Source organism: Bacillus sp. LM 4-2, assembly GCF_000978495.1.
GTDB lineage: Bacteria > Bacillota > Bacilli > Bacillales > Bacillaceae > Bacillus > Bacillus subtilis.
Genome location: NZ_CP011101.1, coordinates 2,574,303 through 2,597,887, shown reverse-complemented (window position 1 = coordinate 2,597,887; position 23,585 = coordinate 2,574,303). Strand labels below are relative to the sequence as shown.

General features: G+C 39.7%; 29 protein-coding genes and 1 pseudogene. 13 read left to right on the top strand and 17 right to left on the bottom strand.

What is annotated here, in order from left to right; genetic code table 11:
• Window position 1 precedes the first annotated feature (1 nt).
• The 3 genes from yraA to bslm_RS12985 all read right to left on the bottom strand — a co-directional run bounded on the left by yraA (window position 2) and on the right by bslm_RS12985 (window position 2,016).
• Window positions 2-511, bottom strand: coding sequence for a cysteine protease YraA (gene yraA, locus bslm_RS12995; RefSeq protein WP_003229836.1), 510 nt, complete (start codon window positions 509-511; stop codon window positions 2-4).
• Window positions 512-641: 130 nt separating this feature from the next.
• Window positions 642-1,691, bottom strand: coding sequence for an NAD(P)-dependent alcohol dehydrogenase (gene adhA / locus bslm_RS12990; protein ID WP_019712532.1), 1,050 nt, complete (start codon window positions 1,689-1,691; stop codon window positions 642-644).
• A gap of 130 nt (window positions 1,692-1,821) precedes the next feature.
• Window positions 1,822-2,016, bottom strand: coding sequence for a carboxymuconolactone decarboxylase family protein (locus bslm_RS12985; protein ID WP_003229839.1), 195 nt, complete (start codon window positions 2,014-2,016; stop codon window positions 1,822-1,824).
• Between the two features lie 182 nt (window positions 2,017-2,198).
• Between bslm_RS12985 and adhR the strand changes: the two genes are divergently transcribed.
• Window positions 2,199-2,621, top strand: coding sequence for an aldehyde stress transcriptional regulator AdhR (adhR, locus tag bslm_RS12980; protein ID WP_004398725.1), 423 nt, complete (start codon window positions 2,199-2,201; stop codon window positions 2,619-2,621).
• A gap of 262 nt (window positions 2,622-2,883) precedes the next feature.
• Here adhR and bslm_RS12975 read toward each other — a convergent pair whose 3' ends face one another.
• From bslm_RS12975 to bslm_RS12955, 5 genes are read right to left on the bottom strand one after another with little or no spacing between them, the layout of a single operon-like run.
• Window positions 2,884-3,183: a spore coat protein gene (locus bslm_RS12975; protein WP_003246006.1), complete on the bottom strand. Its 300-nt coding sequence runs from the start codon at window positions 3,181-3,183 to the stop codon at window positions 2,884-2,886.
• A 15-nt stretch (window positions 3,184-3,198) separates the two neighbouring features.
• Window positions 3,199-3,396, bottom strand: a complete 198-nt coding sequence (locus tag bslm_RS12970; RefSeq protein WP_003229842.1) for a hypothetical protein — start codon at window positions 3,394-3,396, stop codon at window positions 3,199-3,201.
• A gap of 18 nt (window positions 3,397-3,414) precedes the next feature.
• Entirely contained in the window at window positions 3,415-4,551 is a 1,137-nt protein-coding gene (locus tag bslm_RS12965; RefSeq protein WP_003229843.1) for a zinc-dependent alcohol dehydrogenase, read from the bottom strand.
• Window positions 4,552-4,569: 18 nt separating this feature from the next.
• Entirely contained in the window at window positions 4,570-4,938 is a 369-nt protein-coding gene (locus bslm_RS12960) for a spore coat protein (RefSeq protein ID WP_009967868.1), read from the bottom strand.
• Window positions 4,939-4,955: 17 nt separating this feature from the next.
• The gene (locus bslm_RS12955; protein ID WP_003229845.1) at window positions 4,956-5,201 is read right to left on the bottom strand and encodes a spore coat protein F-like protein YraG; all 246 of its coding nucleotides are present in this window, start codon (window positions 5,199-5,201) and stop codon (window positions 4,956-4,958) included.
• 248 nt (window positions 5,202-5,449) lie between these two features.
• Here bslm_RS12955 and bslm_RS12950 point away from each other — a divergent pair, with 248 nt between their 5' ends.
• The 4 genes from bslm_RS12950 to bslm_RS12940 all read left to right on the top strand — a co-directional run bounded on the left by bslm_RS12950 (window position 5,450) and on the right by bslm_RS12940 (window position 7,120).
• Window positions 5,450-5,836, top strand: coding sequence for a VOC family protein (locus bslm_RS12950; RefSeq protein WP_004398984.1), 387 nt, complete (start codon window positions 5,450-5,452; stop codon window positions 5,834-5,836).
• Window positions 5,837-5,978: 142 nt separating this feature from the next.
• On the top strand, window positions 5,979-6,080 hold the full coding sequence (locus tag bslm_RS21395; RefSeq protein WP_119123071.1) for a hypothetical protein: 102 nt from the start codon (window positions 5,979-5,981) through the stop codon (window positions 6,078-6,080).
• A 271-nt stretch (window positions 6,081-6,351) separates the two neighbouring features.
• Window positions 6,352-6,711, top strand: coding sequence for an SH3 domain-containing protein (locus bslm_RS12945; protein WP_004399021.1), 360 nt, complete (start codon window positions 6,352-6,354; stop codon window positions 6,709-6,711).
• Between the two features lie 52 nt (window positions 6,712-6,763).
• Window positions 6,764-7,120 (top strand): SH3 domain-containing protein, encoded by a 357-nt coding sequence (locus bslm_RS12940; protein WP_004398671.1) that lies wholly within the window; start codon window positions 6,764-6,766, stop codon window positions 7,118-7,120.
• Between the two features lie 407 nt (window positions 7,121-7,527).
• Here bslm_RS12940 and bslm_RS12935 read toward each other — a convergent pair whose 3' ends face one another.
• Both bslm_RS12935 and bslm_RS12930 read right to left on the bottom strand, forming a co-directional pair.
• Complete coding sequence (locus bslm_RS12935; RefSeq protein ID WP_003229849.1) at window positions 7,528-8,343, bottom strand: alpha/beta fold hydrolase; 816 nt, start codon at window positions 8,341-8,343, stop codon at window positions 7,528-7,530.
• A 136-nt stretch (window positions 8,344-8,479) separates the two neighbouring features.
• Complete coding sequence (locus bslm_RS12930) at window positions 8,480-8,743, bottom strand: CD3324 family protein (RefSeq protein WP_003229850.1); 264 nt, start codon at window positions 8,741-8,743, stop codon at window positions 8,480-8,482.
• A gap of 442 nt (window positions 8,744-9,185) precedes the next feature.
• On the opposite strand from bslm_RS12930, the gene csn reads away from it, so the two are divergent.
• On the top strand, window positions 9,186-10,019 hold the full coding sequence (gene csn, locus bslm_RS12925; protein WP_003229851.1) for a chitosanase: 834 nt from the start codon (window positions 9,186-9,188) through the stop codon (window positions 10,017-10,019).
• A 272-nt stretch (window positions 10,020-10,291) separates the two neighbouring features.
• Here the strand turns inward: csn and bslm_RS12920 are convergent, their stop codons facing one another.
• Window positions 10,292-11,395 (bottom strand): 2-methylaconitate cis-trans isomerase PrpF family protein, encoded by a 1,104-nt coding sequence (locus bslm_RS12920; RefSeq protein WP_019712533.1) that lies wholly within the window; start codon window positions 11,393-11,395, stop codon window positions 10,292-10,294.
• Between the two features lie 144 nt (window positions 11,396-11,539).
• Between bslm_RS12920 and bslm_RS12915 the strand changes: the two genes are divergently transcribed.
• Window positions 11,540-12,409, top strand: a complete 870-nt coding sequence (locus bslm_RS12915) for a LysR family transcriptional regulator (RefSeq protein WP_015251604.1) — start codon at window positions 11,540-11,542, stop codon at window positions 12,407-12,409.
• A gap of 114 nt (window positions 12,410-12,523) precedes the next feature.
• Window positions 12,524-13,840, top strand: coding sequence for a citrate:proton symporter (locus bslm_RS12910; protein WP_046381217.1), 1,317 nt, complete (start codon window positions 12,524-12,526; stop codon window positions 13,838-13,840).
• Between the two features lie 275 nt (window positions 13,841-14,115).
• On the opposite strand, the gene bslm_RS12905 is transcribed toward bslm_RS12910, so the two are convergent.
• The gene (locus bslm_RS12905; RefSeq protein ID WP_046381216.1) at window positions 14,116-15,096 is read right to left on the bottom strand and encodes an aldo/keto reductase; all 981 of its coding nucleotides are present in this window, start codon (window positions 15,094-15,096) and stop codon (window positions 14,116-14,118) included.
• 135 nt (window positions 15,097-15,231) lie between these two features.
• Here bslm_RS12905 and sigZ point away from each other — a divergent pair, with 135 nt between their 5' ends.
• From sigZ to bslm_RS21390, 3 genes are all read left to right on the top strand, one after another.
• A complete protein-coding gene (sigZ, locus tag bslm_RS12900; protein ID WP_015251607.1) occupies window positions 15,232-15,762 on the top strand; it encodes an RNA polymerase sigma factor SigZ in 531 nt (176 codons plus the stop codon).
• A gap of 133 nt (window positions 15,763-15,895) precedes the next feature.
• Window positions 15,896-16,651 carry a metal-binding protein ZinT gene (locus bslm_RS12895; protein ID WP_046381215.1) on the top strand — a complete coding sequence of 252 codons (756 nt, stop codon included), beginning with the start codon at window positions 15,896-15,898 and terminating at the stop codon, window positions 16,649-16,651.
• Between the two features lie 62 nt (window positions 16,652-16,713).
• Window positions 16,714-16,875 (top strand): hypothetical protein, encoded by a 162-nt coding sequence (locus bslm_RS21390; protein WP_003245984.1) that lies wholly within the window; start codon window positions 16,714-16,716, stop codon window positions 16,873-16,875.
• A gap of 287 nt (window positions 16,876-17,162) precedes the next feature.
• Here bslm_RS21390 and bslm_RS20930 read toward each other — a convergent pair whose 3' ends face one another.
• From bslm_RS20930 to bslm_RS12880, 4 genes are all read right to left on the bottom strand, one after another.
• The gene (locus tag bslm_RS20930; RefSeq protein ID WP_072175780.1) at window positions 17,163-17,240 is read right to left on the bottom strand and encodes a YjcZ family sporulation protein; all 78 of its coding nucleotides are present in this window, start codon (window positions 17,238-17,240) and stop codon (window positions 17,163-17,165) included.
• A gap of 582 nt (window positions 17,241-17,822) precedes the next feature.
• Entirely contained in the window at window positions 17,823-18,530 is a 708-nt protein-coding gene (locus tag bslm_RS12890) for a YrpD family protein (RefSeq protein WP_015483480.1), read from the bottom strand.
• Between the two features lie 381 nt (window positions 18,531-18,911).
• Window positions 18,912-19,709, bottom strand: coding sequence for a glutamate racemase (gene murI / locus bslm_RS12885; protein WP_015714374.1), 798 nt, complete (start codon window positions 19,707-19,709; stop codon window positions 18,912-18,914).
• Between the two features lie 348 nt (window positions 19,710-20,057).
• Window positions 20,058-21,101 carry a nitronate monooxygenase gene (locus bslm_RS12880; protein WP_019712534.1) on the bottom strand — a complete coding sequence of 348 codons (1,044 nt, stop codon included), beginning with the start codon at window positions 21,099-21,101 and terminating at the stop codon, window positions 20,058-20,060.
• Between the two features lie 393 nt (window positions 21,102-21,494).
• Between bslm_RS12880 and aadK the strand changes: the two genes are divergently transcribed.
• Complete coding sequence (aadK, locus tag bslm_RS12875) at window positions 21,495-22,349, top strand: aminoglycoside 6-adenylyltransferase AadK (protein WP_046381214.1); 855 nt, start codon at window positions 21,495-21,497, stop codon at window positions 22,347-22,349.
• 226 nt (window positions 22,350-22,575) lie between these two features.
• Window positions 22,576-23,079, top strand: coding sequence for a DinB family protein (locus bslm_RS12870; protein ID WP_033885127.1), 504 nt, complete (start codon window positions 22,576-22,578; stop codon window positions 23,077-23,079).
• 229 nt (window positions 23,080-23,308) lie between these two features.
• On the opposite strand, the pseudogene bslm_RS21385 reads toward bslm_RS12870, so the two are convergent.
• Window positions 23,309-23,434 (bottom strand): annotated as a pseudogene (locus bslm_RS21385) (TetR-like C-terminal domain-containing protein); the annotation flags it as partial.
• Window positions 23,435-23,585: the final 151 nt, after the last annotated feature.

Here is a 23,585-nt window from a genome sequence, read left to right as displayed (position 1 = left end):
GTTATTTTAACAAGTTTAAAGATTCGCGGTTAAATGCTTCCAAATCATCAGGTGTTCTGCTTGTGACAATGTTGTGGCTGACGACTACTTCTGCATCTTTGTAGTTTGCACCGGCATTGATTAAATCTTTGCGGATGCTGCGGTAGCCTGTGATATCTTTGCCTTTTAGAAGATCCGTATCAATCAGTACTTGCGGGCCGTGGCAAATTGCGAAAACAGGTTTTTTGTTTTCGACAAATGCTTTTGCGAATTCACCCGGACGGTCATCTGCACGAAGCAAATCCGGAGAGAATCCCCCAGGAATTAAAAGTGCATCAAAGTCACTTGCATCCACATCAGAGATGGCTTTGTCAATCTTTACTTTCTCGCCATGCTTACCGGTAACTTCTTTGCCGGCTTCCAAATCGATAGCCACAACACTGTAGCCAGCTTCTTCGTATGCTTTTACCGGACTTGTATATTCGATGTCTTCGAATTGGTCTGTAACAAGAACTGCAATTTTTTTGCTCATAAAAAACCCTCCTAATAACTCTCTATTCATAGAATAACAGGAAGATTGACCGGCCTTCAAAATATTTGCTTAAAGAGATCATTTTTCGTGAGTTTCAATAAAAGCGGCAGCCCATATAAGGACTAACCTATTACAATGTGGAAATATCAATCACAAATCGATAACGGACATCGCTTCGGAGGATACGTTCGTATGCCTCGTCCACTTGGTCAGCTCCGATGACTTCGATTTTAGGTTCGATGCCATGCTCAGCTGCGAAATCCAGCATCTCTTGAGTTTCTTGAATTCCGCCGACTAGAGAACCTGCAATGCTGCGGCGCCCCATGATTAGGGAAAACACACTGTATGTGTCCGGCTTGGCAGGAGCTCCAACGTTTACAAGTGTCCCGTCTATACGAAGCATTGATAAATAGGCATCTACATCGAGATTTGCCGATACCGTATTTAAGATCACGTCAAAACGCCCGGCCAATGCAGTGAATGTGGCTGGGTCACTTGTTGCAAAGTAATGATTTGCACCGAGTTCCAGAGCTTCCTCTTTCTTATTCATGGAACGGCTCAGGACGGTTACTTCTGCACCCATCGCATGTGCAAATTGAATTGCCAAATGTCCAAGGCCACCTACGCCTACAATCGCAACCTTTTTACCAGGGCCAACATTCCAGTGTTTCAGCGGGGAATACGTTGTGATACCTGCACACAACAGCGGACTGGCAACATCCATTTCCAAACGATCTGGTATGCGAACAACAAATCTGTCAGTGACAACGATTTTTTGGCTGTACCCGCCATAAGTGGGGTTTCCGTCGTAGTCTACTGAGTTATACGTTTGAACAACACCCTTCGTGCAGAATTGTTCCTCTGCGTTGAGACAGTATTCGCATTCTCCGCAAGAGTCAACAAAACAGCCGACACCAACGCGGTCCCCGACAGCCAACTTGGTGACTTTTGTTCCAACGGCTGTTACAACACCGGCTATTTCATGTCCAGGCACCATTGGGAAGATGCCACCGCCCCATTCATCAAAAGCGCTATGAATGTCTGAATGGCAAATGCCGCTGAATTTAATATCGATTAAGACATCGTGCGGCCGTAATCCTCTTCGCTCAATCGTCGTTTGTTCAAATTTGGCTTTTGCATGTGACACGCTTAATACACGGGTTTGATGTTGATTACACATACGAACCTATCCTTTCTTCATCATAAGTGTTGTAAATAAAAACATGCACTTATTTATGTTTTATGGTGTCTTCAACATAACGATAAACCTTAAAGTCTGCTTTAAGGCAAGGGTTTTTTAAAAAAACCATTTAAAATGAACCTGATTTATAAGCTGAGAAACAGTCAGTAATTAATGCAGAAACTGTAATCATGCTGCGATCCCGGGATGAAAGTTCTTCTTCTCTTGCCCAAATGTCACCGAATAGAACATCATCATGAAGTTCAGCAAACTTTGGCGCAAATTCTCCTAATTGTTCTCTTCCGGCAGTGTGTTTATTTGCCATTCAGCAATCCCTCCAACTACACTGTTTTTAGTGCATGGAGAAGTATAGAGTTTAAAGTGTGCTTTAAGGCAAGTCCCGAATATATAAACCCAGATTCAGCAGCTAACCACTTGTTTTGAGCTTGACTTAAAGTTAACTTTAAGTGTTACCTTCACAACATACAGGATAGAGAGGTGAAGATCATGAATATTGCTCAGGTGGCAAAGCAGTTTGGCCTGACAGCCGCAACACTCCGATATTACGAACGTGTAGGATTAATCCCGCCTGTAAAACGAAAAGACAGCGGCATTCGCGACTATGATGAAGAAGATATCAAATGGATTGAATTCATTAAATGCATGCGAAATGCGGGACTATCGATAGAAGCGCTAATTGAATATACAACATTATTTACCGAAGGTGACCGTACGGTAGAAGCTCGAAAAAATATCCTGGCTGACGAACGACAGCGGCTGATAGAGAAGCGGAAAGAAATTGATGAAACAATTAAGAGATTAGACACAAAAATTAAAGATTATGATGGGAAATTGCGTGAAAATGAGGCAAAGCTCAAAAGCAGGCCTAAAACGGAAAGTCTTCACGGATCAGTGGAGCAAAGAAGGTAGCATTCTTTGCGTGTGAAGAGGGCAGGTCAAAAACGAAGGATTTTGTTTCTGGCCTGTTTTCTCCATCAAGAGATCGCATAAAAAGAGGTGGTTACGATTCCTTATTTGGATTGGAGAATTTGCAAACATTATCGGAGATCAGATGGAGAAAAGCGGTTAATCTATTTACGGTCATAGGACCCGAACAAACAGTGCTCATTTTGAAGCTGAGGAACAGTTGTGGCCAATCAATACTGTTCCTCAGCAAATCAGTCATTGTATGTTAAAGGGTTGGCAATTGAATGGCTGTATCAATATTTTTTAAATTCAGCTTGACTTGTTCGTCAGGGTTCCAAGGATGGTACCAGCCTTTTTCCATCATATAGCTTGAGAGTTGTTCGTGCATATCGAGTGCTTCTTCCAAATGGCGGATAAGGACCTCTTTTACTTCAGGCGTTCCGGCTTCAGTGGCTGCCATCGCATAATTTCTGACTCCGTTCTTTGCTGAAATTAATAAGTCCATAGCAATGATTTGGTCTGTTAGAACATTCATGCCAGTCAGATATTCTATGATAGGATTCATGATTTATTCATCTCCTCATTCTTGCTTTGCATTAGATAAAATAGAGGCAAATTCCTGCAACTGGCGTGTGGTGATATCAACATCTTGCTGCATGATTTCTTTCAGCTTCGGATCAGATACCAGTGCTTTCATTGTTTTAGATTTCGTCAAACAAAGTGTCTTAAATGCAGTCATTTCCTGAACCTCAAGCACTTCGTGTAAGGCGTATTCCATTTCTGTAACCTCCGTTTTTTAAGGCTTTAACACAACTTTGATACAATCATCCATTTTTGAATCAAAAATGTCATAGCCATGCTTGGCTTCACTAAGCGGCAGGACATGGCTGACAACATCTCCCGGATCAATTTTGCCTGTCGATACTAGTTCAAACATGTACGGCATATAGTGGATCACTGGAGCCTGTCCAGAGCGTATATTGACGTTTCGCTGCATAATATCTCCTAACGGAAAACCGTTATATCTGCCTCCATACACACCTGTAATTTGTATGGTTCCTCCTTTGCGAACAGCTTGGGAAGCAATGACCAATGCACTCATCGTTCCGCCATGAAGCTTTAAGCCGCTGGCAAGGAACTCGAGATCGCTCATTTTACCATCCATCCCAACAGCGTCAATGACTACATCCGCTCCGCCTTTCGTGATTTCCTTTAAATAATTCCCTGTATTCTCATGGTCTTCAAAATTAACGATTTCTACTTTGTTTGTACGTTTCGCATGCTGTAAGCGATAGTTTACATAGTCAACTGCTATGACGCGTTTTGCGCCTTTTAGCCAACAAAACTTTTGAGCAAACAGGCCGACTGGTCCGCAGCCGAGAACGATAACTGTATCGCCTTTTTTTACGCCGGCATTATCCACACTCCAAAAGCCGGTGGTCATGGCATCGGCAATCACGCTTAATTTCTCATCGGGTTCCTCACAAGATTCAGGGATTTTAAAATGGGTAAAATTCGCAAACGGCACTCTTAAATATTCAGCTTGCCCGCCTGGATAACCGCCAGTTTGCCCTGAATAGCCGAAATAAGCACCCATTTCCCCATTGTCATTAGACTGATCACATTGGCTTTCCAGCTGGTTTTTACAAAAAAAGCATTCCCCGCATGCTATATTAAAGGGAATAATTACCCGATCTCCCTTTTTTAGTTTAGTCACCCCAGAACCAACTTCTTCGACGATTCCCATCGGTTCATGGCCGATGACATAGTCTTCTTGCATATTCGGAATGAATCCATGGATTAAATGTAAATCTGATCCGCAAATGGCTGTACTGGTGACTTTGATAATCATGTCATCGGATTTTTCAATCTTTGGATCGGGGACATCTTTGACAACAACATTTTTAATGCCTTGATACGTTACTGCCTTCATGCTGTAAAACCTCCAGTGTTAGTGTTCATCAGGTGTCCGGTCAAACATCCCTTTGCGATTTGTTTCATCAGGAAAGAGGTTCATATTGCCGACCATGATCGTGTTTTTTGCAGAGAGCTGATCCAGCTTATACTGTTCGCTCAGCTCATATGGATGGAACCACTTTTTGCTGATCATCAGTTCCGTAATCTCTTGGTGCATCGCAATTCCTTGCATCAGCTGTTTCCGAAGCAGTGCTCTTACATCTGGTGAAGCGGTTTCTGTCAAAGCTACAGCAGTATTCCTTACGCCTTCCTTAGCTCGTATAAGAAAATCCATCGCGAATGTAGTGTCTGCTAGTTCAGGCACATTCAGCGAATTAATGGGGTCTAAATGATCATTATTCAAAGAGGCTTACCTCCCTTTCAATTGATGATTGGCGTTGGGCGGCTTTGAGGGACAGGGGCCTGAAATGAGGCACGCTCATAAACCGCTTGTAATTCAGTAAGGTCTTGAATGGATTGCTGTACATCTTTTTCCATCAAGTCCTTCAGTTCTTGGTCAAACACAAGCCCTTGCATTAACTTTGATTTCGCTATACAAAGTGTTTTAAAGTTCACGATTTCATGTAAGTCAACAGCCTCATGAGCTGCCAATGTTTGATGATCCATATTGATGTAACCTCCTTTTATCAACGTTACATTTCCCGAAATGAAGTTGAAGCATACAGAAAATACACTCGGTATCATTTTTTGTTTTAAGAATCGCTGTTTTTGCTCGTTCTTATGACATGGACTAAACTGCACTTAAATCTGAAATAAGGGTGAAGTATGGAAACTTGACATAGTGCTGTCAGGTTTCTTTGGTATCATTAAATTGGATGACCAGTAAAAGTATGGTTTTATAGGAGGCACTCGATATGAAGCTGTTACAAATTAGACTGTTGGTGAATGATTTTAAGAAAAGCGTCGAGTTTTATAAAGATTCATTAGGACTTCCAATAAGTTGGTTAGAGAATGAAATGGAATATGCACTCTTTGATAATGGGGAAACGAAAATAGAGCTTTTATCTCGAGAAACGATGGCTGAAATCGTTGGAGAGGAAAAAAAGTCCTTGGAAGGAGAAGCTCAATCAAAATTTTTGCTTCAGTTTAAGGTAGAAGATGTTGATAAAACGTATGACGATTTACACGAAAAAGGAGTTAAATGTGAGAATAAACCGCATGATCGCAAGGAATGGAGTGCCCGAGTTGCTCACTTCAGAGATCCAGATCATAATCTGATTGAAATATATAAAATGTTATGATTTTTTGACTCGCAAAATCATAGAATAACGTTTGATAACGTACCTAATCATTTTTACACGCCCTGGTAAAAGAAAGCAAAGTCATAATAGGTTGCGGACACTGAACTTGCAGCATTTACGCTGATTTGTATGGTGTCCGTTTTTGATTGGTGAAAAAGGTGGAGTATCTATGAATCGAGAAGAAGCGTGGATACAAGGAAGCAGTACACTGATTGAGTTAATTGGTGGAAACGAAGCCGCTTGATCCATGTCCTTTTTCCTGATTGTCAATCGTGATTACCGACTGGACAAATGATTAAGAGCCAAATGTAACACACCATCAATATCAAGCCTGACTACCATTTATTTTGTATCCTTAATTGTCGAAAACATAGGAATAATTCCACTTTTGAAAGATCTAGTTTATGGTACATTGATAAATATATGGGAGGGGAGGGGGCATGGTATCTGAAAGTAAATCCTTAACTGGATGTAAGAAAGTCAAACGTACGGCATTTATAAGGGGAGGGTATAAGGTGAATAAGTTAAAGAGGCTAAGTATGCTAACGGTGATGATTGCATCTGTGTTCATTTTTTCTAGCCATGCACTTGCGGCTCAGTATTATACGGTTTCAACAAGCAGCGGTGCTCCTGTCAACATGCGCAGCGGCCCAGGTACAAGTTGGGGAATTGTAACGACCATTCCGAGCGGAACCCGCATCCCGATCTATTGCTACAAAACCGGTACAACTGTAACTGGAAAGTATGGAACGAGCAATATTTGGAATTACACAGAGCGGACGCTTGCCAGCGGGGAGATCGTTCCTGGATTTGTCTCTGATACATATATGTATACAGGCTCAGACGGTCCGGTTGTTCCTAAATGCAGCTGGTAGCCTATGTTCTATCGTTTCTTAAAATGAAGGAATTGAAGAAAGAGGGATGACATTGACTAAACTGAAAATGCTGAGTATGTTAACCGTGATGATTGCATCTTTATTCATTTTTTCCAGTCAGGCACTTGCCGTTCAGTACTTTACTGTCTCAACAAGCAGCGGTGCGCCTGTCAATATGCGCAGCGGTCCTGGTACAAATTATCCTATTATGCTTTCCATTCCGAGTGGCTCCCGTGTTCCTTATTATTGTTACGCTTATGGAACGACTGTTACAGGGAAGTATGGAACGAGTAATATCTGGGACCAAATCCAGTGGAAAGATTCCCGGGGTGTCGTGAATATTGGATATGTGTCTGACACATATGTGTACACAGGTTCAGACGGCCCTGTCGGTTACAAATGCAATTAGCTAAATACTCCGTACAATAGAATCTCTTCTTAAGGGCCTATCTAGGACGAACCATACCAACAACAATAGTTGGTATGGTTTTTGCTGCGATGAAGTCTTCCATACCTGCATTTGTGGTGATTTTCAAAAGAGATTCATGATGTTAGACACTGGTTGTTGTTGAGGACAAAATAACGAGCCGCTTTAGAGTTGTATCTAATGGTATAAAATACGGAATTAAGATAGGAAATAATCAATAGGAGAACGTAATGTACAAACCTATTTTTCGATGAAATCCCTAATATCACTTTGGTTAAACATCTCACATTGCGTTCTCGTTAGTGAAAAGTTCTTTTTACGCTTCGTGAAATCTTCTCCAATTCCATAGTTAGTTTCACCTGTCCTATTTTGAAAATTTTAATCAATCCTTAACACGTATGTTTCTTTTCTTTTTCTAACATGTCGTGTAACCTCTCAGAAAATTCTTTATGGTACATTGTGTACCCCGTATGATTTCCGGGGAATTCAACCCATTCTGTTTCCAATTGTTCCGCTAGGGCGTTCGCGCAACGATAAGGAAAAAGCTCCCGAGAAGCACTTCCGCCAGCTGGGAGTATCTTCATCGGTGAAGATGTAAACACAGTTTTTAATGCTTCGAAATCTAATGTATAGCTGAGAATTCCTTGAATTTCATACTCAGTGAAATACGTTGAATTGCCGAGAAGCCGCTTTGTCAGGACAGCCTTTGATTGTTCGTCTGTCTCTAATCTTGACATTAATTTAATGACTTCACTTCGATGATTTTTCTTAAGGTCTTCCATGAATTGCTCGGCTTGTTTCAGCTCATTTCCATGCAGAAGCTGCAATAAGATTGGTTCGTGTGGGATCATGACATGTACTTGTTCGGGATGGCGTATGCACAGATCAAGCCCGATAACAGCCCCGGAGCTGCTTCCAAATACATAGGCCGGCTTATTGGTGATTTTGGCTAGAAGACGGTGAGCATCGTCACTGTGTGTTTCCACACGGTAACCCTCAATCTGATTGGCGAGATTGCTGCGGGAATGGCCGCGGCGATCATAAGTAACAACCGTGTACCAGTTAGCCAGATGATTGGCAACATGATGGAACTTGTCGGCATCACCGCCTCCTCCGTGGACCAAAAGAATGATTGGACCAGAGCCACGCACCTGATAGTGGATGTTCGCGCCGGGTACTTGCAACGTTCCATTGTTTATCGTCATTTGTAGGACCTTCCTTTCTTCTCATCTCCCTTAACTTTACACAATTGGCCAATGGTATCATATGCAGGAAATAACTAAGAAACAAACTCGCCATATAAAAAGCACTGATTATTTTTTATCAGTGCTTCCGTTTTGTTTATTTAGAGTAGACAATTTTTTTTATTGTTTCAATAGAGAGGTGATATTCATCAGATAATTGATGAATGGTTTTGCCGTTTTTAAATGCTTTTTTAATAGAAGCGTTTCTGTCATCGATCAGCTTTCTTGTTCCTGAACACGCACCCCATTTTTGATGAGAGGATTCAGGTTTAGGGATATATATTGTTTTTCCTTGAACATACTTTTGAATTTCCGATATCAGCTTTTCAGGTAAAATAGCGGTTGCTTTTACATATGCCATTTCTGCCAGCTCCTTATTTTTTTATGTCAAATAAGGTGCAAAGCCACTATATCAGAAAAGCTTACTTGGGCGATCTTTTAGAAAGTCTACCCCATGCAAAGTATCGCCTTCCCAATAGTAGGCTTTGCATGGGACGTTGCGGAATCTGGCATTCTCATCTTGCTTGCCATTACATCACCTCCCTAACGATTTTCGATGATCACTTCCATTATAAAATAGAGTAAAGCCTTATGGCATCTTGTTAATGAAAGTTGAAGCAGTATGAAAATCAAGGGACCTTCCCAGTGAGAGGGGCTAAGGCTGATTGGCAATGAATAGAGTAAGATTCAAGCTATATTACTTTAGATTCAAAATATTGACAAATTGATGTATTTTCAACAATAGGGCAGTTTCTTCATGTATACTGAGTCTGTATTTACAATATTTAGAAAGGGGAAGTGAAATGAAAATCAGTATGCAAAAAGCAGATTTTTGGAAAAAAGCAGCGATCTCATTACTTGTTTTCACCATGTTTTTTACCCTGATGATGAGCGAAACGGTTTTTGCGGCGGGACTGAATAAAGATCAAAAGCGCCGGGCGGAACAGCTGACAAGTATCTTTGAAAACGGCACAACGGAGATCCAATATGGATATGTAGAGCGATTGGATGACGGGCGAGGCTATACATGCGGACGGGCAGGCTTTACAACGGCTACCGGGGATGCATTGGAAGTAGTGGAAGTATACACAAAGGCAGTTCCGAATAACAAACTGAAAAAGTATCTGCCTGAATTGCGCCGTCTGGCCAAGGAAGAAAGCGATGATACAAGCAATCTCAAGGGATTCGCTTCTGCCTGGAAGTCGCTTGCAAATGATAAGGAATTTCGCGCCGCTCAAGACAAAGTAAATGACCATTTGTATTATCAGCCTGCCATGAAACGATCGGATAATGCCGGACTAAAAACAGCATTGGCAAGAGCTGTGATGTACGATACGGTTATTCAGCATGGCGATGGTGATGACCCTGACTCTTTTTATGCCTTGATTAAACGTACGAACAAAAAAGCGGGCGGATCACCTAAAGACGGAATAGACGAGAAGAAGTGGTTGAATAAATTCTTGGACGTACGCTATGACGATCTGATGAATCCGGCCAATCATGACACCCGTGACGAATGGAGAGAATCAGTTGCCCGTGTGGACGTGCTTCGCTCTATCGCCAAGGAGAACAACTATAATCTAAACGGACCGATTCATGTTCGTTCAAACGAGTACGGTAATTTTGTAATCAAATAAGCAGTGAGGAAAAGAAACCGCTGCAGATGAACTCAATCTAAAAGATACCAATGATGTTGGTATCTTTTTATTTGCAGTAAAAAGTATTCAATTTTCTCTATAATGATTATGTCATGCTTGAGGCAGATACATGAAAGGACCTTGGCGATTTCATAAAAAACAATATAGAGGCTTTTTTAAAGCCATGCAAGATTACAATGGATCTGTGCAAGAAGGCGCATTCAATCCATCTATTAACGATGGAAAGGGGGGAGGCTTTTTGCACAGTCCATCTACATCATTTGATAGTCTCCATGCGTATAAACTGTTCCGTCCATAATACGTCGTGCGGTACGGACGATCTTTATACCAGTGGGCTCCACCATTGTTTCAATAATACCAGAAGAATGAGCTAGCCGAACCTTTGTAGAGTGGTTTTTTGCTATTCTTGCAGGGATTGCACCTTCCACTGAAAGGGCTCTTGTTGTACATATCGCTCCAGTGACAGCCAGTGCTTGATGTGGCTTTTGCATGGACATCATCCTGATGTGTAAGTCCATCTCAACGCTTGAATGCCAAGCACCTGTACTATCTTTATATTTCTCTGGTTTTGCTACTATAGCCAGTTTGGGGACAGCCGGCGATAACTTTGTAGCTGAAAATCGACTGGCAAAGCCGCATTTCTCTGCCGCAATGGATCTTAATTCTTCAAATTGAGCCAACTGTAGATCAGTAAATTCTTCTGCAAGTTCCGTTCCATCCAGGCCGATACTGCTCGCTTCCACAAAAACTAATGGATTTGCATAGTCGATAATAGACACCTCTATTTGGCCTTGACTTGTATCTAAAAACTCCGAACTATTTCCAGTAGGCAATAAATGACCGGTAACTGAACCAGCGGCATCATGAAAGTTTAAATAGATTGGAGATCCAGATCCAGGTACTCCAGATATCGTAACATCTCCGTCATATTTGACCTGACCGTCTTCCACTTCTACTTCCGCAATGATCATTTTATTCGTATTGGTATTCAGGATCCTTACCGCAGTCATTGGTTCTGTCGCTTTTACAAGTCCTTCTTCGATAGCAAATGGACCAACAGCAGCGGAGATATTTCCGCAGTTCCCTTTAAAGTCCACTTTTTCTTCTGAAATGCTGACTTGACCGAAAGTATAGTGAACATCAATATCCGAAGTATATGCTTTCTTTATTATTGCCACTTTACTAGTAAGGGAATTACCGCCACCCAAACCATCTATTTGTCTTTTATCAGGACTTCCCATGACATCAAGCAAAAAGGGCTCCCATTCGTTTTTATTGTTAGGCATGGCTGATTCGTGGAAAAAAACGCCTTTGCTTGTTCCGCCTCTCATGATTGTTACATTCGTCTTGACCATCGTCATCATCCTCATCTTAAAGGTAGTATTTTTTATGTTTTTTAGTGTAGAAGGTAAAAAAATAAAAATAAAATATAAGTTTTCTTAATATTCGATAAAAAAACTTTTATAATTGTGAAAGAAGGACTAGAAAGGAAGATGAAAATGGATGAGAAAGATTGGATTTTATTGAAAATTCTTCACGAAGAACAAAGTGTAACAAAAACAGCAGAACGATTATTTACATCACAGCCTTCCATCACTTATCGGTTGAATAAGATTGAGGAGATTTTCGGAATTGAATTATTCACCAAAAGGCATAAAGGAATTACCTTTACTGCGGAAGGAGAACACTTGGTTGCTTATGCAAGAAGAATGCTACAGGAACTTCAAGATACCAAAGATCATATCTCTAATCTAAGCAAAGAGGTGCAAGGACATCTAAGGCTGGGGGTATCAAGCAATTTCGCTCAATATAAGCTCCCTAAGTTATTAAGGGAATTTTCCACTATGTATCCTAATGTCCAATATAGTGTACAAACAGGCTGGAGCACAGATGTCATGAAATTATTAGATGCTGGTATTGTACAAGTCGGTATACTGAGAGGAAGCCATCGCTGGAAAGGGGTGGAGGAACGGCTGACACGGGAAAAATTACATATCATCTCAAAAAAACCAATAACGATAGAGCAACTTCCTTTTTTACCTTTTATCAAATATAAAACGGATGCTTCTTTAAAAACGATTATAGAAGATTGGATGCATACGAATCTAAAACAAGCCCCCATTATTGCAATGGAAGTGGATCGACAAGAGACTTGCAAAGAGATGGTAAAGCATGGTCTTGGTTACTCCATAGCACCAGAAATTTGCCTGCAGGAATCTGATCATTTGTACACAATGGAACTGTATAATGCTAAGGGTAAGCCTCTAATGAGAGATACTTGGCTAATGTACGATCAAAAATCATTAGGAATCAAACTCGTTAAAGCATTCATTGATTTTTTAAAGGGTGAACAAATGGTAACCATTTAAAGTTATGATAGAATTTTTTTTGAAACACAGTAAAAAAATATTTATTTAACTTATTACACCGTATAAGATATGTTAATCAAAAGTCATTTGAAAGCGCATTCTTGGAGGTGTAATATGCTTACTATTTTAGGTTTTTCGATGGTAACTGTTTTTACAATATTAATAATGACAAAGAAAGTCTCGCCTATTGTTGCCTTGACCATCACTCCCATTGTTTTTGCTCTTATTGGAGGTTTTGGTAAGGGTATTGGCGACATGATTTTAGAAGGAATTCAAACAGTTGCAAGTTCAGCGGCATTGCTATTGTTTGCTATTCTTTTTTTCGGAATTTTAATTGATGCAGGTTTATTTGATCCGCTAATAGAAAAAATTTTATCTATAGTAAAGGGAGACCCTGTGAAAATAGCGATAGGGTCTGCCGTCTTGGCAATGCTTATCGCTTTAGATGGGGACGGTACAACAACCTATATGATAACAGTCTCAGCAATGTTACCTTTGTATAAAAGAATTGGTATGAATCCCATGGTTATGGCGACATTAGCAATGCTGTCGTTGAGTATCGTTAGCGGAATGACTCCATGGGGCGGACCAGCTACAAGAGCGATTTCAGTGCTGGGATTGGATCCTTCAGATTTCTTTGTGTCATTACTTCCGACCATGCTTGGAGGTATTGCTTGTGTGATATTTCTGGCTTTTCTAATGGGAAGGAAAGAGAGGAATCGAATAGGCATCGTTCAATTAGAGCCTAGACATATAACAAAGGACAGCTCTCAATCTTATATGGCTGCTACTTTGGAGAGCGAACAATTGAAAAGGCCACGCTTAATATATCTTAATTTATTCCTCGTTATAAGTATCATGGTGTTTATTGTGCTTGGAACTAAGCATCCGTCAGTTTTATTTTTAATTGGTTTTGTTCTTGCCCTTACTATAAATTATCCGAATGTAAAAATGCAGAAGGAGCGAATCGCCGAGCATTCTGGTAATGCCATAACCGTGGTATTATTGGTATTTTCAGCAGGAGTATTTGCTGGTATATTATCCGGGACAAAGATGGTGGATGCCATAGCAGGATCATTGGTATCCATCATCCCCTCATCAATGGGAGAGTTTTTCCCCATTATTGTAGCACTCACTAGCATTCCGTTTACTTTTGTTTTATCAAATGATGCATATTACTTTGGTATGGTACCTATCTTTGCAGAAGCTGCCTCAGCATATGGTATAGAACCAGTAGAAATAGCAAGGGCTTCTATAATGGGGCAGCCGGTTCATCTGATGAGTCCATTAGTTGCGTCAACACTACTGTTAGTAAGCATGCTTAAAATGGACTTGGGATCATTTCAAAGGTTTGCCGTTAAGTGGGCTGTAATTACATCATTAGTTATTACGTTGTTAGCAATAATTACAGGGGCTATTACTATTTTGTAAAGAAACAATAATAATATTTAGACTGCCAATGAATCATTAGTTTGATTGATTTAAATACAGCTGAAAGGGGTCCCAAGCTGATCAAGCCAGTTGTCTCTCCAGTTACTCTATTGTTTAGGGTTCTTTTTTAGAAGTGGCAGCATTTTTGTCGATGTTTAGCCAGCATTTTCAGCATGATGTGGAAAAGACAAGAGACAAACATGCTCTTGTCTTTCTTAATATGATAGTTCAGTATAAATATTTAAGAAAAATGTCAGTATTGAGTAATGAATGTATCACCAGGCGTATGCCTCAGGTGTCTCTCCTCCAGGTCCGGGAAAGATATCATTTAACATGCGGAGAATCTCCTTATCCAGACTGATTTCAACGGCTTTTATCGTATCACGCAGCTGCTCAACCGTTCGTGGTCCGATGATCGGCGCAGTTAAAACTGGATTTGCCAGCACCCATGCCAAAGCCACATTTGCTTCATTTTCTCCTAGTTCTTTGCATAAATCTGAAAATTTCTCGAGTTGCAAACGATGTTTTTCAATTAAATCTGCTCTTTTTGCTGTACGAGTTCCGGCATTGCTTTTCAATGCCTTCCCGCCAAGAAGCCCTCCTGCAAGGGGACTCCACGCCACTACTCCTAAACCAAGATCCCGTGCAGCCGGCAGCACTTCCATTTCAGCTGTTCGTTCTAATAAACTATACTTATGCTGTTCAGTGACGAGTCCCATGAATCGCCGTTTTTCAGCTTCAGCTTGCGCTTTAACTAAATGCCAGCCTGCAAAATTACTGGATCCAATATAGTCTACTTTGCCGGAGCGAACCTGAGTCTCAAAAGCTTCCCATATCTCATCCCACGGTGTCCGCCTATCGATATGATGCATTTGGTACAATTCGATATGATCTGTCTGAAGCCGCTTCAGTGATCCTTCCAGATGACGTCTGATTTTGTATAGAGACAAGCCCCTCATATCATTTGGTCCGTCATTCGGATCAGAAATCGGTTCATATACTTTTGTCGCCAGAACAACTTTCTCGCGGCGCTGTCCTCCTTGTGCAAACCATTTTCCAATGATGCTCTCTGTCAATCCTGCGTTTTTGCCCCAGCCGTAAATATTGGCAGTATCAAAAAATTGAATGCCGTTATCAAGCGCTTCATCCATGATACGGAACGCAGTCTTTTCGTCTGTATCAACTCCAAAATTCATCGTGCCTAGACATAAACGGCTCACCCGCAATCCTGTTCTCCCTAAATAGGTATACTCCACAACAAACCTCTCCTTTATCATTATTTTTTGCAACAGCTGCAATACAATTGATTCAACAATTGTTTCGCTCTTTGTTACGATTAAAAAGACGAAGCAAATGTAAAACAGACGCAAAATTATAGGAGGTTCTTTCAAATGAATATAGAGGATCTATGGGATCAATTTCATCAGCCGTTAAAAACATATATTTCACATAGGGTTAACGATCAATCTATCGTTGATGACCTCTTGCAAATCGTATTTATGAAAATACAAGTGCATCTCCCAAATCTGATCGATGAACAAAAGATCGACAGCTGGATTTATCGGATCACTAGAAATACGATTATTGATTTTTACCGTACAAAAAAAACAAGCGAAATATTGCCTGATGTTCTACATTTTAATGACAGTGCAGAGGAAGAAAATTTCACCAAGGAAGCAACTGTGTGTATTCGATCGACCATCAAACGGTTGCCTGAAAAGTATCGAGAGGCGCTCGAGTTAACTGAATTCCAGGGGTTATCACAAAAAGAGTTGAGTGAAAAGCTCGGCATTTCTTACTCCGGAGCAAAATCAAGGGTACAACGCGGACGGGGAAAATTAAAACAGCTGCTTGAGGGGTGCTGTCATATTGAAGCGGATCGATATGGAAATATCGTAGACTTTCGTATTTTAAAGGAATAACTGATGAACATAGTCAGTTATTCCTTTAAAATAGGCCATCCGCATGAAGAGCATTTTCCCTTTGATGTTTGCAAGAGATGTATGTATAATATAAATCGTAACGTTTTCGATTTAATAAAAAAGGAGTGTTGGAATGAACATTTTATTTTCAAAGCGGCTAGGCATATTAACGATTGGTTCATTACTAGTTTTGGCAGGATGTCAGACTTCAGGTTCTTCTGCAGGTGAGTCTAATAAAACAACATCATCCTCAGCAGTTGAAGAAGACTCTTCCAAAACGCAAGAGCAAACATCTGACAGTCATACACACGAACATTCTCACGATCATAGTCATGCGCATGATGAAGAAACAGAAAAAATATATGAAGGCTATTTTAAAAACAGCCAAGTAAAGGATCGCTTACTTTCTGATTGGGAAGGAGATTGGCAATCTGTATATCCATACCTGCAAGATGGTACTCTTGACGAAGTGTTTTCATATAAATCAGAACACGAAGGCGGCAAGACAGCTGAAGAATATAAAGAGTATTATAAAAAAGGCTATCAAACAGATGTTGACCGTATTGTAATCCAGAAAGATACTGTAACGTTCTTCAAAAATGGAAAAGAATATTCTGGTAAGTATACGTATGACGGATACGAAATTCTAACCTATGATGCGGGCAATAGAGGGGTAAGATACATATTCAAACTAGCTAAAAAAGCAGAAGGGCTGCCTCAGTATATTCAGTTTAGTGATCATAGTATTTACCCGACTAAAGCTAGTCATTACCATCTCTATTGGGGGGACGACCGTGAAGCTTTACTTGATGAAGTCAAAAACTGGCCTACTTACTACCCGTCAAAAATGGATGGACACGATATTGCCCATGAGATGATGGCTCATTAAATGATGATTACTCTATGAAAGTTGTTCTGCCATAGCCATTTTTTCTGTGGAGAATTGATAGAATGGGGAAAAAACTGATTGAGACCATTCAGTATCCGCCATATTATTGTGACGTGGCATACCTTGAGTCATCTCACATGAAGAGTAGAAGAAACCTATTTCAAAATAAAAAATCATTGGATGTATGGCAGTGGATTACGCTTGAAATCTATTGGCTTATATGAAGCAAAGAAGAGACCCAAAAACCGCAAAGCTTCTTCAAGAAAGCTTTGCGGTTTTTTATATGTCTAAGCCTCGATTCATCTCACCATAAAAATGCATTTCAACTTTCTCTTTTGATCGACAATAGTCCATAAAGGGAAGAATATTTCCCTCACAAAGAAGTCGTGGCAGTAATCTCCATAGGTGTGTTTGCATGGCCCCACTTTAATGGTTTTGTTTAAATCTAATAAAAAACAGACGCCATAAAGATTTCTTATGGCGTCTGATGGATATGAGGTAAGGTGTGTTCTTAATAGCCACCAAAGAAAGATGTCCCAACGATGATTAATAGGATGAATAGAACTACAATTAATGGAAATGACCTCATAACATCACCTTCCTTAAAAGAGGATAATACATGATATGCAGATCGAGCTTATTCGATAGTGATGCTAGTTTAATTGATGTAAAAATATTTTTTAGCCTAAGGCTGGACTGCTAACTGATCTTTATTAGTTATTGGATCATACTTATTATTTTGGAATGAATCCGTTTCAAAGTGATGTGTTGTTCTCGGCCAATCGCTGGTTAATCTTCCTGGTGCTATCGAGCTATATGAAGACATCCCTCTTTTATGAAAGTACACCCAAAACTTCTCTCTCTTGCAGACCCTTAATCATTTGACTTGCATATCGAGCGTAAGCATGCCTCATCTAAAAATAAAGTGCACCATCTGCCATTTGTTTTAACATTTTTAAGACAGTGATGCACACCTTTTGCGTTGAGCAAATGGAACAGGCTCAGAAGGGGCGAGCTGCTCCTTACTTCACCCAGATAAAAGACGGGGATAGACGGCATGCACCGAAGCTAACTGAAAGTTAAATTGAAATGAAAAAAGGGGCATGTTAAGCCCCCTTTAAGACTATCGAGAGCTTCTCAATAGCCTAACGCATTGTATGTTTAACATGTTTTAATTTTTGACAACGGATAAACTGACACTGTTGCCTGAGACTGTTACTTTAGCGAAGTCTTGTGTATCAATTACAGGTGTTATTGCTTTGTTGTCGATGGTGATGTTTGTAAAAGATGTTGAAAAATTTGATTTGATAGATTGGCGTGACCCTGTTGTTGCAACTGTAGCGAGCGCTTTCCATTTGGAGATAGAGCCGACATTTGTTTTGCTGATTTCTGAAATGAGACGGCCGTTGTATCCCGCATTGTTCGTGCCCCAGTATGTAGCGCGGGTATTGCCGTTAAGGTTTTTGTAGATGGTAAGTTGTACGGTGCTGCCGGGACGGAAGCCTTTCGTATTCGTGAATTGGCTTCCTCCTTCGAGGTACTGAACCTGATCCTGTCCTTTTGAACCGACTTTCATATATGGTTTCCATACGTTATATTTATCACTGTACTGAAATCCGATATCGGATTCTGTGCCCCCGCTAAAGCCAGAGTAGATGTAGGCTGTCCCATTTGAAACCTGAATGGAGCTAGGAAGCTGGATTTTCGTAACAAAAATGGCACCAGTGCTGTTCAAGTAAGCCCTTCCGCCGATTCCATCAGTTAGCTGTGATGCAGCTTCTGCGGTTTTTGGACTAATAATACCCGGCACATCTACTGCACATGTGCCAAAAAGCACAGTTGCCGTAAGCGCACCCGCAAGCAGTCCTTTTTTCATCATCATTATTTCCCCCTATCATTATAATTAGAAAGCGTTATCATCTTGTATTATAAAACATTATGAAAATAATTCCATAATCAACATGAAAATAGACACAGAATTTACACATTATGACTTTGTGTATCTGGCAAACGGTCGATTTCTAATCTCGAAAAATGTCCTGTGAAGTGTAAATGTTACGATAACTTTTCAATCGAGACTTGTGTTTTATTGAAATAGAAAAGCTATAAGAGATGGGGGAGAAATAAGAGGGGAAAGAGCGAAAACACTGTAATCAGATATGTGTGTATAACTCAATTGTTTGTTAGAAAAAAAGTGGGCTTTTTAAGCCCGCTTCTTAGTTCATGTTTCTCTTCAGGAGATTGTCTTTTTCATTTACATTCAATGTCCAACATGACTCCTTTGAGTTTCATCTAATATTTCAAACAATCTTTTGTACTTTGATATGACTACTTGGTCCACAATTTTATGGCCAGAATTGAAAAAGGTGATTGAGCCCGATCCTTTACCAAGCTGGTTACGATCTGCAAGAACTTTTTTCAACTGTTTTGCAGTACCGACACTGCCTGAAATCATATCAACTTTTATCCCAAATAGTTTTTCAAAACTGTTTTTGAAAAACGGAAAATGAGTGCATCCTAACACAATCGTTCCATATTGTTTCAGATCAAAAGAAGATAGTTCGTTCTTTAGATATTTAATGATTTTGTCTTCACTAAAATCAAAGTTCTCAGCAAATTCAACTAGTCCTGGAAGAGCTAAGCAATCAACAAGGTCATGGTGATCAATTTCTTTAACTAGATTATGAAATTTCTCTTCTTTAAGCGTCAAATTAGTAGCAACTACCAGAACTCTTTTTCTTTCCTCTGTACATTTATTTATAGCAGGCTTTACAGCGGGTTCGATTCCGATTATCGGAAAGTCGAAGTTTCTCCGAAGATCCTCTATCGCAATGCTAGTAGCTGTATTACACGCAATAACAAGAGCTTTGATATTTTGACTGGCCAGAAATTCAGCTGCATTGAAAATATATTCTTTAACTTTACCCTTTGATTTTTCACCGTATGGAACGTTTAACGTATCTGCATAAAAAATGTAATCTTCATAAGGAAGAACTTTTATGGCCTCATACAATACAGTCATGCCACCAATTCCTGAATCAAAAAATCCTATTTTCATCACTTCTCACGCTTTCTGTCTCATTCTTTTTTTATCATATGACTTTATATCATCTGAATCAAACGAAAAAGAACCATTTTACTATTCGAATTTAATATGGGAGTTATCGATTTTTCGAATAGGGAGCAAAACTTGAGAAGGGGAGATAAGATCGAAATGTTGGTAATGTATTGTGGTTGTGGTGAAATTATCAAGATCGCATCGTATCAATGTGATGATTGATAACCCGATTCAAATTAGCTTTGAAAATGTAGGAGTATTTAGATTTCCAGAGTCAGTGGATGAAATTACGAAAAAAAAGCAAACTGCCTGTCGAAGTTTGCTTTTTGCTCTATCAATGAGGTGCGCCTATATTTTTATATCCTCTTGGCAAAGCTGATTTAAAAGCTGCTTAACCGAAATTTCCTCAGTCAATGACCGTATCCCTTGACCTGCCCATAAAGACATCTGATCATGGTTATTTTGAAGTGAAGCCTTCTGTCTCATTGCCTTCGTTAGTGTATTTTGATAAGGGTACGGAAGGGTTTGTGTCTCAAACTGTTCTTTTTCTTCCATCCATTTATTTACGATTCCTCTGGCCTCTTTACCTGAAAATAATGTCGTAAGCTTTGTATCTGCTTCGTTTGCTTCTAGTATTTTCTGTTTATGTACTGGATGTGCGTTACTCTCGTGACAAATTAAAAAGGCAGAACCGATTTGAACGCCTTGGGCTCCAAGGGTTAAAGCTGCTTTTACTCCTCTGTGGTCTATCATTCCCCCAGCAGCTATGACAGGTACGCTCAGTGCATCTGCTGCTTGTGGAATCAGAGCCATTAAACCTACGGCAGATTCACCTTTGGAAGGTAAGAATGCTCCGCGATGTCCACCGGCTTCACTTCCTTGAAGGACTACTATATCCATTCCCCGTTCTTCCATTAACAATGCTTCTTCTACTGTTGAAGCGGTTCCTATTAAACAGCATCCAGCGGTTTTTAGCTCCTTTACTGCGTCTTCAGGCGGCAGATCAAAAGTGAATGAGCAAGCCTTAACCTTATATTTTAAAATTAGATCAATTTTTTGATAGAAGTCATCCCACTCTTCTTGTACAGATGTGAATTGATTTACTTGATTAGCTAACGGTATGTTTTCTTTCCACTTTTTAATCTGATCTTCTGGTGGCATCTCTAGACCTAGCGGAACAAACACATTAATTTGAAAAGGAGCGTCTGTCAGCTCAAACATTTCTTTTATCTGTTGTTCTAGCAGGTCTGGCGTAAGATACCCCGATGCTAAGCTGCCAAGAGCACCTTGATTCGAAACTGCAGATGCAAGTCGGGGCGTTGTAATACCGCCAGCCATTGGAGCTTGAATAATCGGTTTTGTTAAGGAAAACTTCTTCATAAATTCATTCATACCGAATCCCCCCGTTAAGACATGATTTTTGAAAAAAGTGTCATTTTAAAATTTGCTCAAAAACTCGTATTCGCTTAAATATATTGTTTTCCTTCTTTTTGTCAATCTCTCATACCAGTTAACATGTCGATAAAGCAGGGGAGATTAAAGTGTGTCAAAGAGTGTCGTCCCATGGCGGCTCTACAAAAAACTGAATATTCATGTAGTCCTTCATAGTTGATATCTGATTTTGAGATGTCTTGCATCTTAATTTTGAATGATATATAGAAGGACTTCATGTAAAATAAAGCTTAGAAGAATACATCACATTCAAGAGTAAAAAAATCTATAAGACGTACAGATCAATATTCGGTTTTACAGTTAGATATTAAGGCTGAAACGGAGGAACATGCGATGCGAAGTGAGCAGGAAATGATGGACATTTTTTTGGACTTTGCTTTGAACGATGAGAGAATCCGATTGGTCACTTTGGAAGGGTCACGTACAAACAGAAATATCCCTCCTGACAACTTCCAAGATTATGACATCTCGTATTTTGTAACTGATGTAGAATCTTTTAAAGAAAATGATCAGTGGCTCGAAATCTTTGGGAAGCGCATTATGATGCAAAAACCAGAAGATATGGAGCTTTTTCCTCCCGAATTAGGTAATTGGTTTTCATACATCATTCTTTTTGAGGATGGCAACAAATTAGATCTAACCCTTATTCCAATTCGTGAAGCAGAAGACTATTTTGCTAATAACGATGGTTTGGTTAAGGTATTGCTTGATAAGGATTCGTTCATCAACTATAAAGTGACCCCAAATGATCGCCAATACTGGATGAAAAAGCCGACTGCAAGGGAATTTGATGATTGCTGTAATGAGTTCTGGATGGTTTCGACTTACGTAGTAAAAGGATTAGCAAGAAATGAAATCCTTTTTGCCATTGACCATTTAAATGAAATTGTACGTCCTAATTTATTGAGAATGATGGCCTGGCATATCGCATCTCAGAAAGGGTATTCATTTAGTATGGGGAAGAACTATAAATTTATGAAACGGTACCTTTCAAATAAAGAATGGGAGGAACTCATGTCTACATATTCTGTGAATGGGTATCAGGAAATGTGGAAGTCTTTATTTACTTGCTATGCATTATTTAGAAAGTATTCAAAAGCTGTATCAGAAAGTCTTGCATATAAGTATCCTGATTACGATGAAGGCATCACTAAGTATACGGAAGGTATTTATTGCTCAGTAAAGTAATAAGAATATAGGATTGTTTTCATATGATATTTGATTCTCGCTGACAATGGAGACCAAGGAGTCACCATGTTTGTAAAAAGATGCGTAAATCGTTATGTTTAAGAATGTCTACGCATTTTACTATGATTATTCTTGTCCAAAATTTTTGTTCTTTTTAACGAAACGAGGCATTATAATTAACCTATAGGCACATTAAAAAAATAATAGAATGTAAAGGAGGATTTTTGTGTTCCAAACCTTAGACCATTTTTTGAAATCTTGGGAGTTCGAAGCAGATGCTACACAGAAACTATTAAATAGTCTGACTGATGAATCACTTAAACAAGAAATAACTTCACAAAATTGGACTCTAGGCCGTATTGCTTGGCATACTGTTGCTGCCATTCGCATCATTACCTCAAACACAGACTTAACGTTCCATGCCCCAGCTGAAGATTATCCTGTTCCAACTTCGGCTCAGTTTATAGCTGACAGCTATCATCAAGCCAGTAATACATTTGTACAGGCATTAAAAACCCAATGGACTGACCATACACTTCAAGAACGTATCAACTTTATCGGACAACAATTGCCTAACGGTTCACTTTTGATGTTTTTAATTCAACATCAAAATCACCATCGGGGACAAATGACTGTTCTTATGAGACAAGCAGGGTTAACTGTTCCAGGTATTTATGGTCCAGCAAAAGAAGAATGGGCAAAATTTGGTTTGGAAGCCCCGAAAATGTAATCAACCTTTTTATAAAAAAGTTACGCTATGACAACATATAAGAAGATGTTTTGATCTATCTTTTTTCAAAACATGTTCTTTTTTTGTTCGTTTACCAATGATAAGAACATATTCGAATCATTTTTATTCCAAACCACTTCAAATGACAACGTTCTTCCGCTTTATTGTTGGCCTATTCCCAACGATGTAAGTATAATTTTTAATGCTGTCAAATCTTCGATACACATATCTATAGATTCCTCTCTAACAAAACCCCCGCTTTTTCTGCCATCACTCGAGGTGGGGAAGGCATTTCATTTTTCAACCACCATTCGACTACTCCTACGTATGCATTTGCAACAAATTCAGCAGCGATCGATGGTTCAGAAATTCCAATGAAACATTTAGGTGTTGCTCAATTTTTGAATAAAAGCAGCTGCGCCAAAAGGAAGCCTATTGGAAGAGTCTAGCTGAGTTGGAACGTCTTCTCAAAAGGGAAGGCAATTTATTTACTGTAATTCATACAA

What these genes read in the sequence shown, in the direction of transcription:
- yraA (WP_003229836.1), bottom strand. Translation starts at nt 511, where the DNA reads ATGAGCAAAAAAATTGCAGTTCTTGTTACAGACCAATTCGAAGACATC.
- adhA (WP_019712532.1), bottom strand. Translation starts at nt 1,691, where the DNA reads ATGTGTAATCAACATCAAACCCGTGTATTAAGCGTGTCACATGCAAAA.
- bslm_RS12985 (WP_003229839.1), bottom strand. Translation starts at nt 2,016, where the DNA reads ATGGCAAATAAACACACTGCCGGAAGAGAACAATTAGGAGAATTTGCG.
- adhR (WP_004398725.1), top strand. Translation starts at nt 2,199, where the DNA reads ATGAATATTGCTCAGGTGGCAAAGCAGTTTGGCCTGACAGCCGCAACA.
- bslm_RS12975 (WP_003246006.1), bottom strand. Translation starts at nt 3,183, where the DNA reads ATGAATCCTATCATAGAATATCTGACTGGCATGAATGTTCTAACAGAC.
- bslm_RS12970 (WP_003229842.1), bottom strand. Translation starts at nt 3,396, where the DNA reads ATGGAATACGCCTTACACGAAGTGCTTGAGGTTCAGGAAATGACTGCA.
- bslm_RS12965 (WP_003229843.1), bottom strand. Translation starts at nt 4,551, where the DNA reads ATGAAGGCAGTAACGTATCAAGGCATTAAAAATGTTGTTGTCAAAGAT.
- bslm_RS12955 (WP_003229845.1), bottom strand. Translation starts at nt 5,201, where the DNA reads ATGGATCATCAAACATTGGCAGCTCATGAGGCTGTTGACTTACATGAA.
- bslm_RS12950 (WP_004398984.1), top strand. Translation starts at nt 5,450, where the DNA reads ATGAAGCTGTTACAAATTAGACTGTTGGTGAATGATTTTAAGAAAAGC.
- bslm_RS12935 (WP_003229849.1), bottom strand. Translation starts at nt 8,343, where the DNA reads ATGACGATAAACAATGGAACGTTGCAAGTACCCGGCGCGAACATCCAC.
- bslm_RS12930 (WP_003229850.1), bottom strand. Translation starts at nt 8,743, where the DNA reads ATGGCATATGTAAAAGCAACCGCTATTTTACCTGAAAAGCTGATATCG.
- csn (WP_003229851.1), top strand. Translation starts at nt 9,186, where the DNA reads ATGAAAATCAGTATGCAAAAAGCAGATTTTTGGAAAAAAGCAGCGATC.
- bslm_RS12920 (WP_019712533.1), bottom strand. Translation starts at nt 11,395, where the DNA reads ATGGTCAAGACGAATGTAACAATCATGAGAGGCGGAACAAGCAAAGGC.
- bslm_RS12915 (WP_015251604.1), top strand. Translation starts at nt 11,540, where the DNA reads ATGGATGAGAAAGATTGGATTTTATTGAAAATTCTTCACGAAGAACAA.
- bslm_RS12910 (WP_046381217.1), top strand. Translation starts at nt 12,524, where the DNA reads ATGCTTACTATTTTAGGTTTTTCGATGGTAACTGTTTTTACAATATTA.
- sigZ (WP_015251607.1), top strand. Translation starts at nt 15,232, where the DNA reads ATGAATATAGAGGATCTATGGGATCAATTTCATCAGCCGTTAAAAACA.
- bslm_RS12895 (WP_046381215.1), top strand. Translation starts at nt 15,896, where the DNA reads ATGAACATTTTATTTTCAAAGCGGCTAGGCATATTAACGATTGGTTCA.
- bslm_RS21390 (WP_003245984.1), top strand. Translation starts at nt 16,714, where the DNA reads ATGGGGAAAAAACTGATTGAGACCATTCAGTATCCGCCATATTATTGT.
- bslm_RS20930 (WP_072175780.1), bottom strand. Translation starts at nt 17,240, where the DNA reads ATGAGGTCATTTCCATTAATTGTAGTTCTATTCATCCTATTAATCATC.
- bslm_RS12890 (WP_015483480.1), bottom strand. Translation starts at nt 18,530, where the DNA reads ATGATGAAAAAAGGACTGCTTGCGGGTGCGCTTACGGCAACTGTGCTT.
- murI (WP_015714374.1), bottom strand. Translation starts at nt 19,709, where the DNA reads ATGAAAATAGGATTTTTTGATTCAGGAATTGGTGGCATGACTGTATTG.
- bslm_RS12880 (WP_019712534.1), bottom strand. Translation starts at nt 21,101, where the DNA reads ATGAATGAATTTATGAAGAAGTTTTCCTTAACAAAACCGATTATTCAA.
- aadK (WP_046381214.1), top strand. Translation starts at nt 21,495, where the DNA reads ATGCGAAGTGAGCAGGAAATGATGGACATTTTTTTGGACTTTGCTTTG.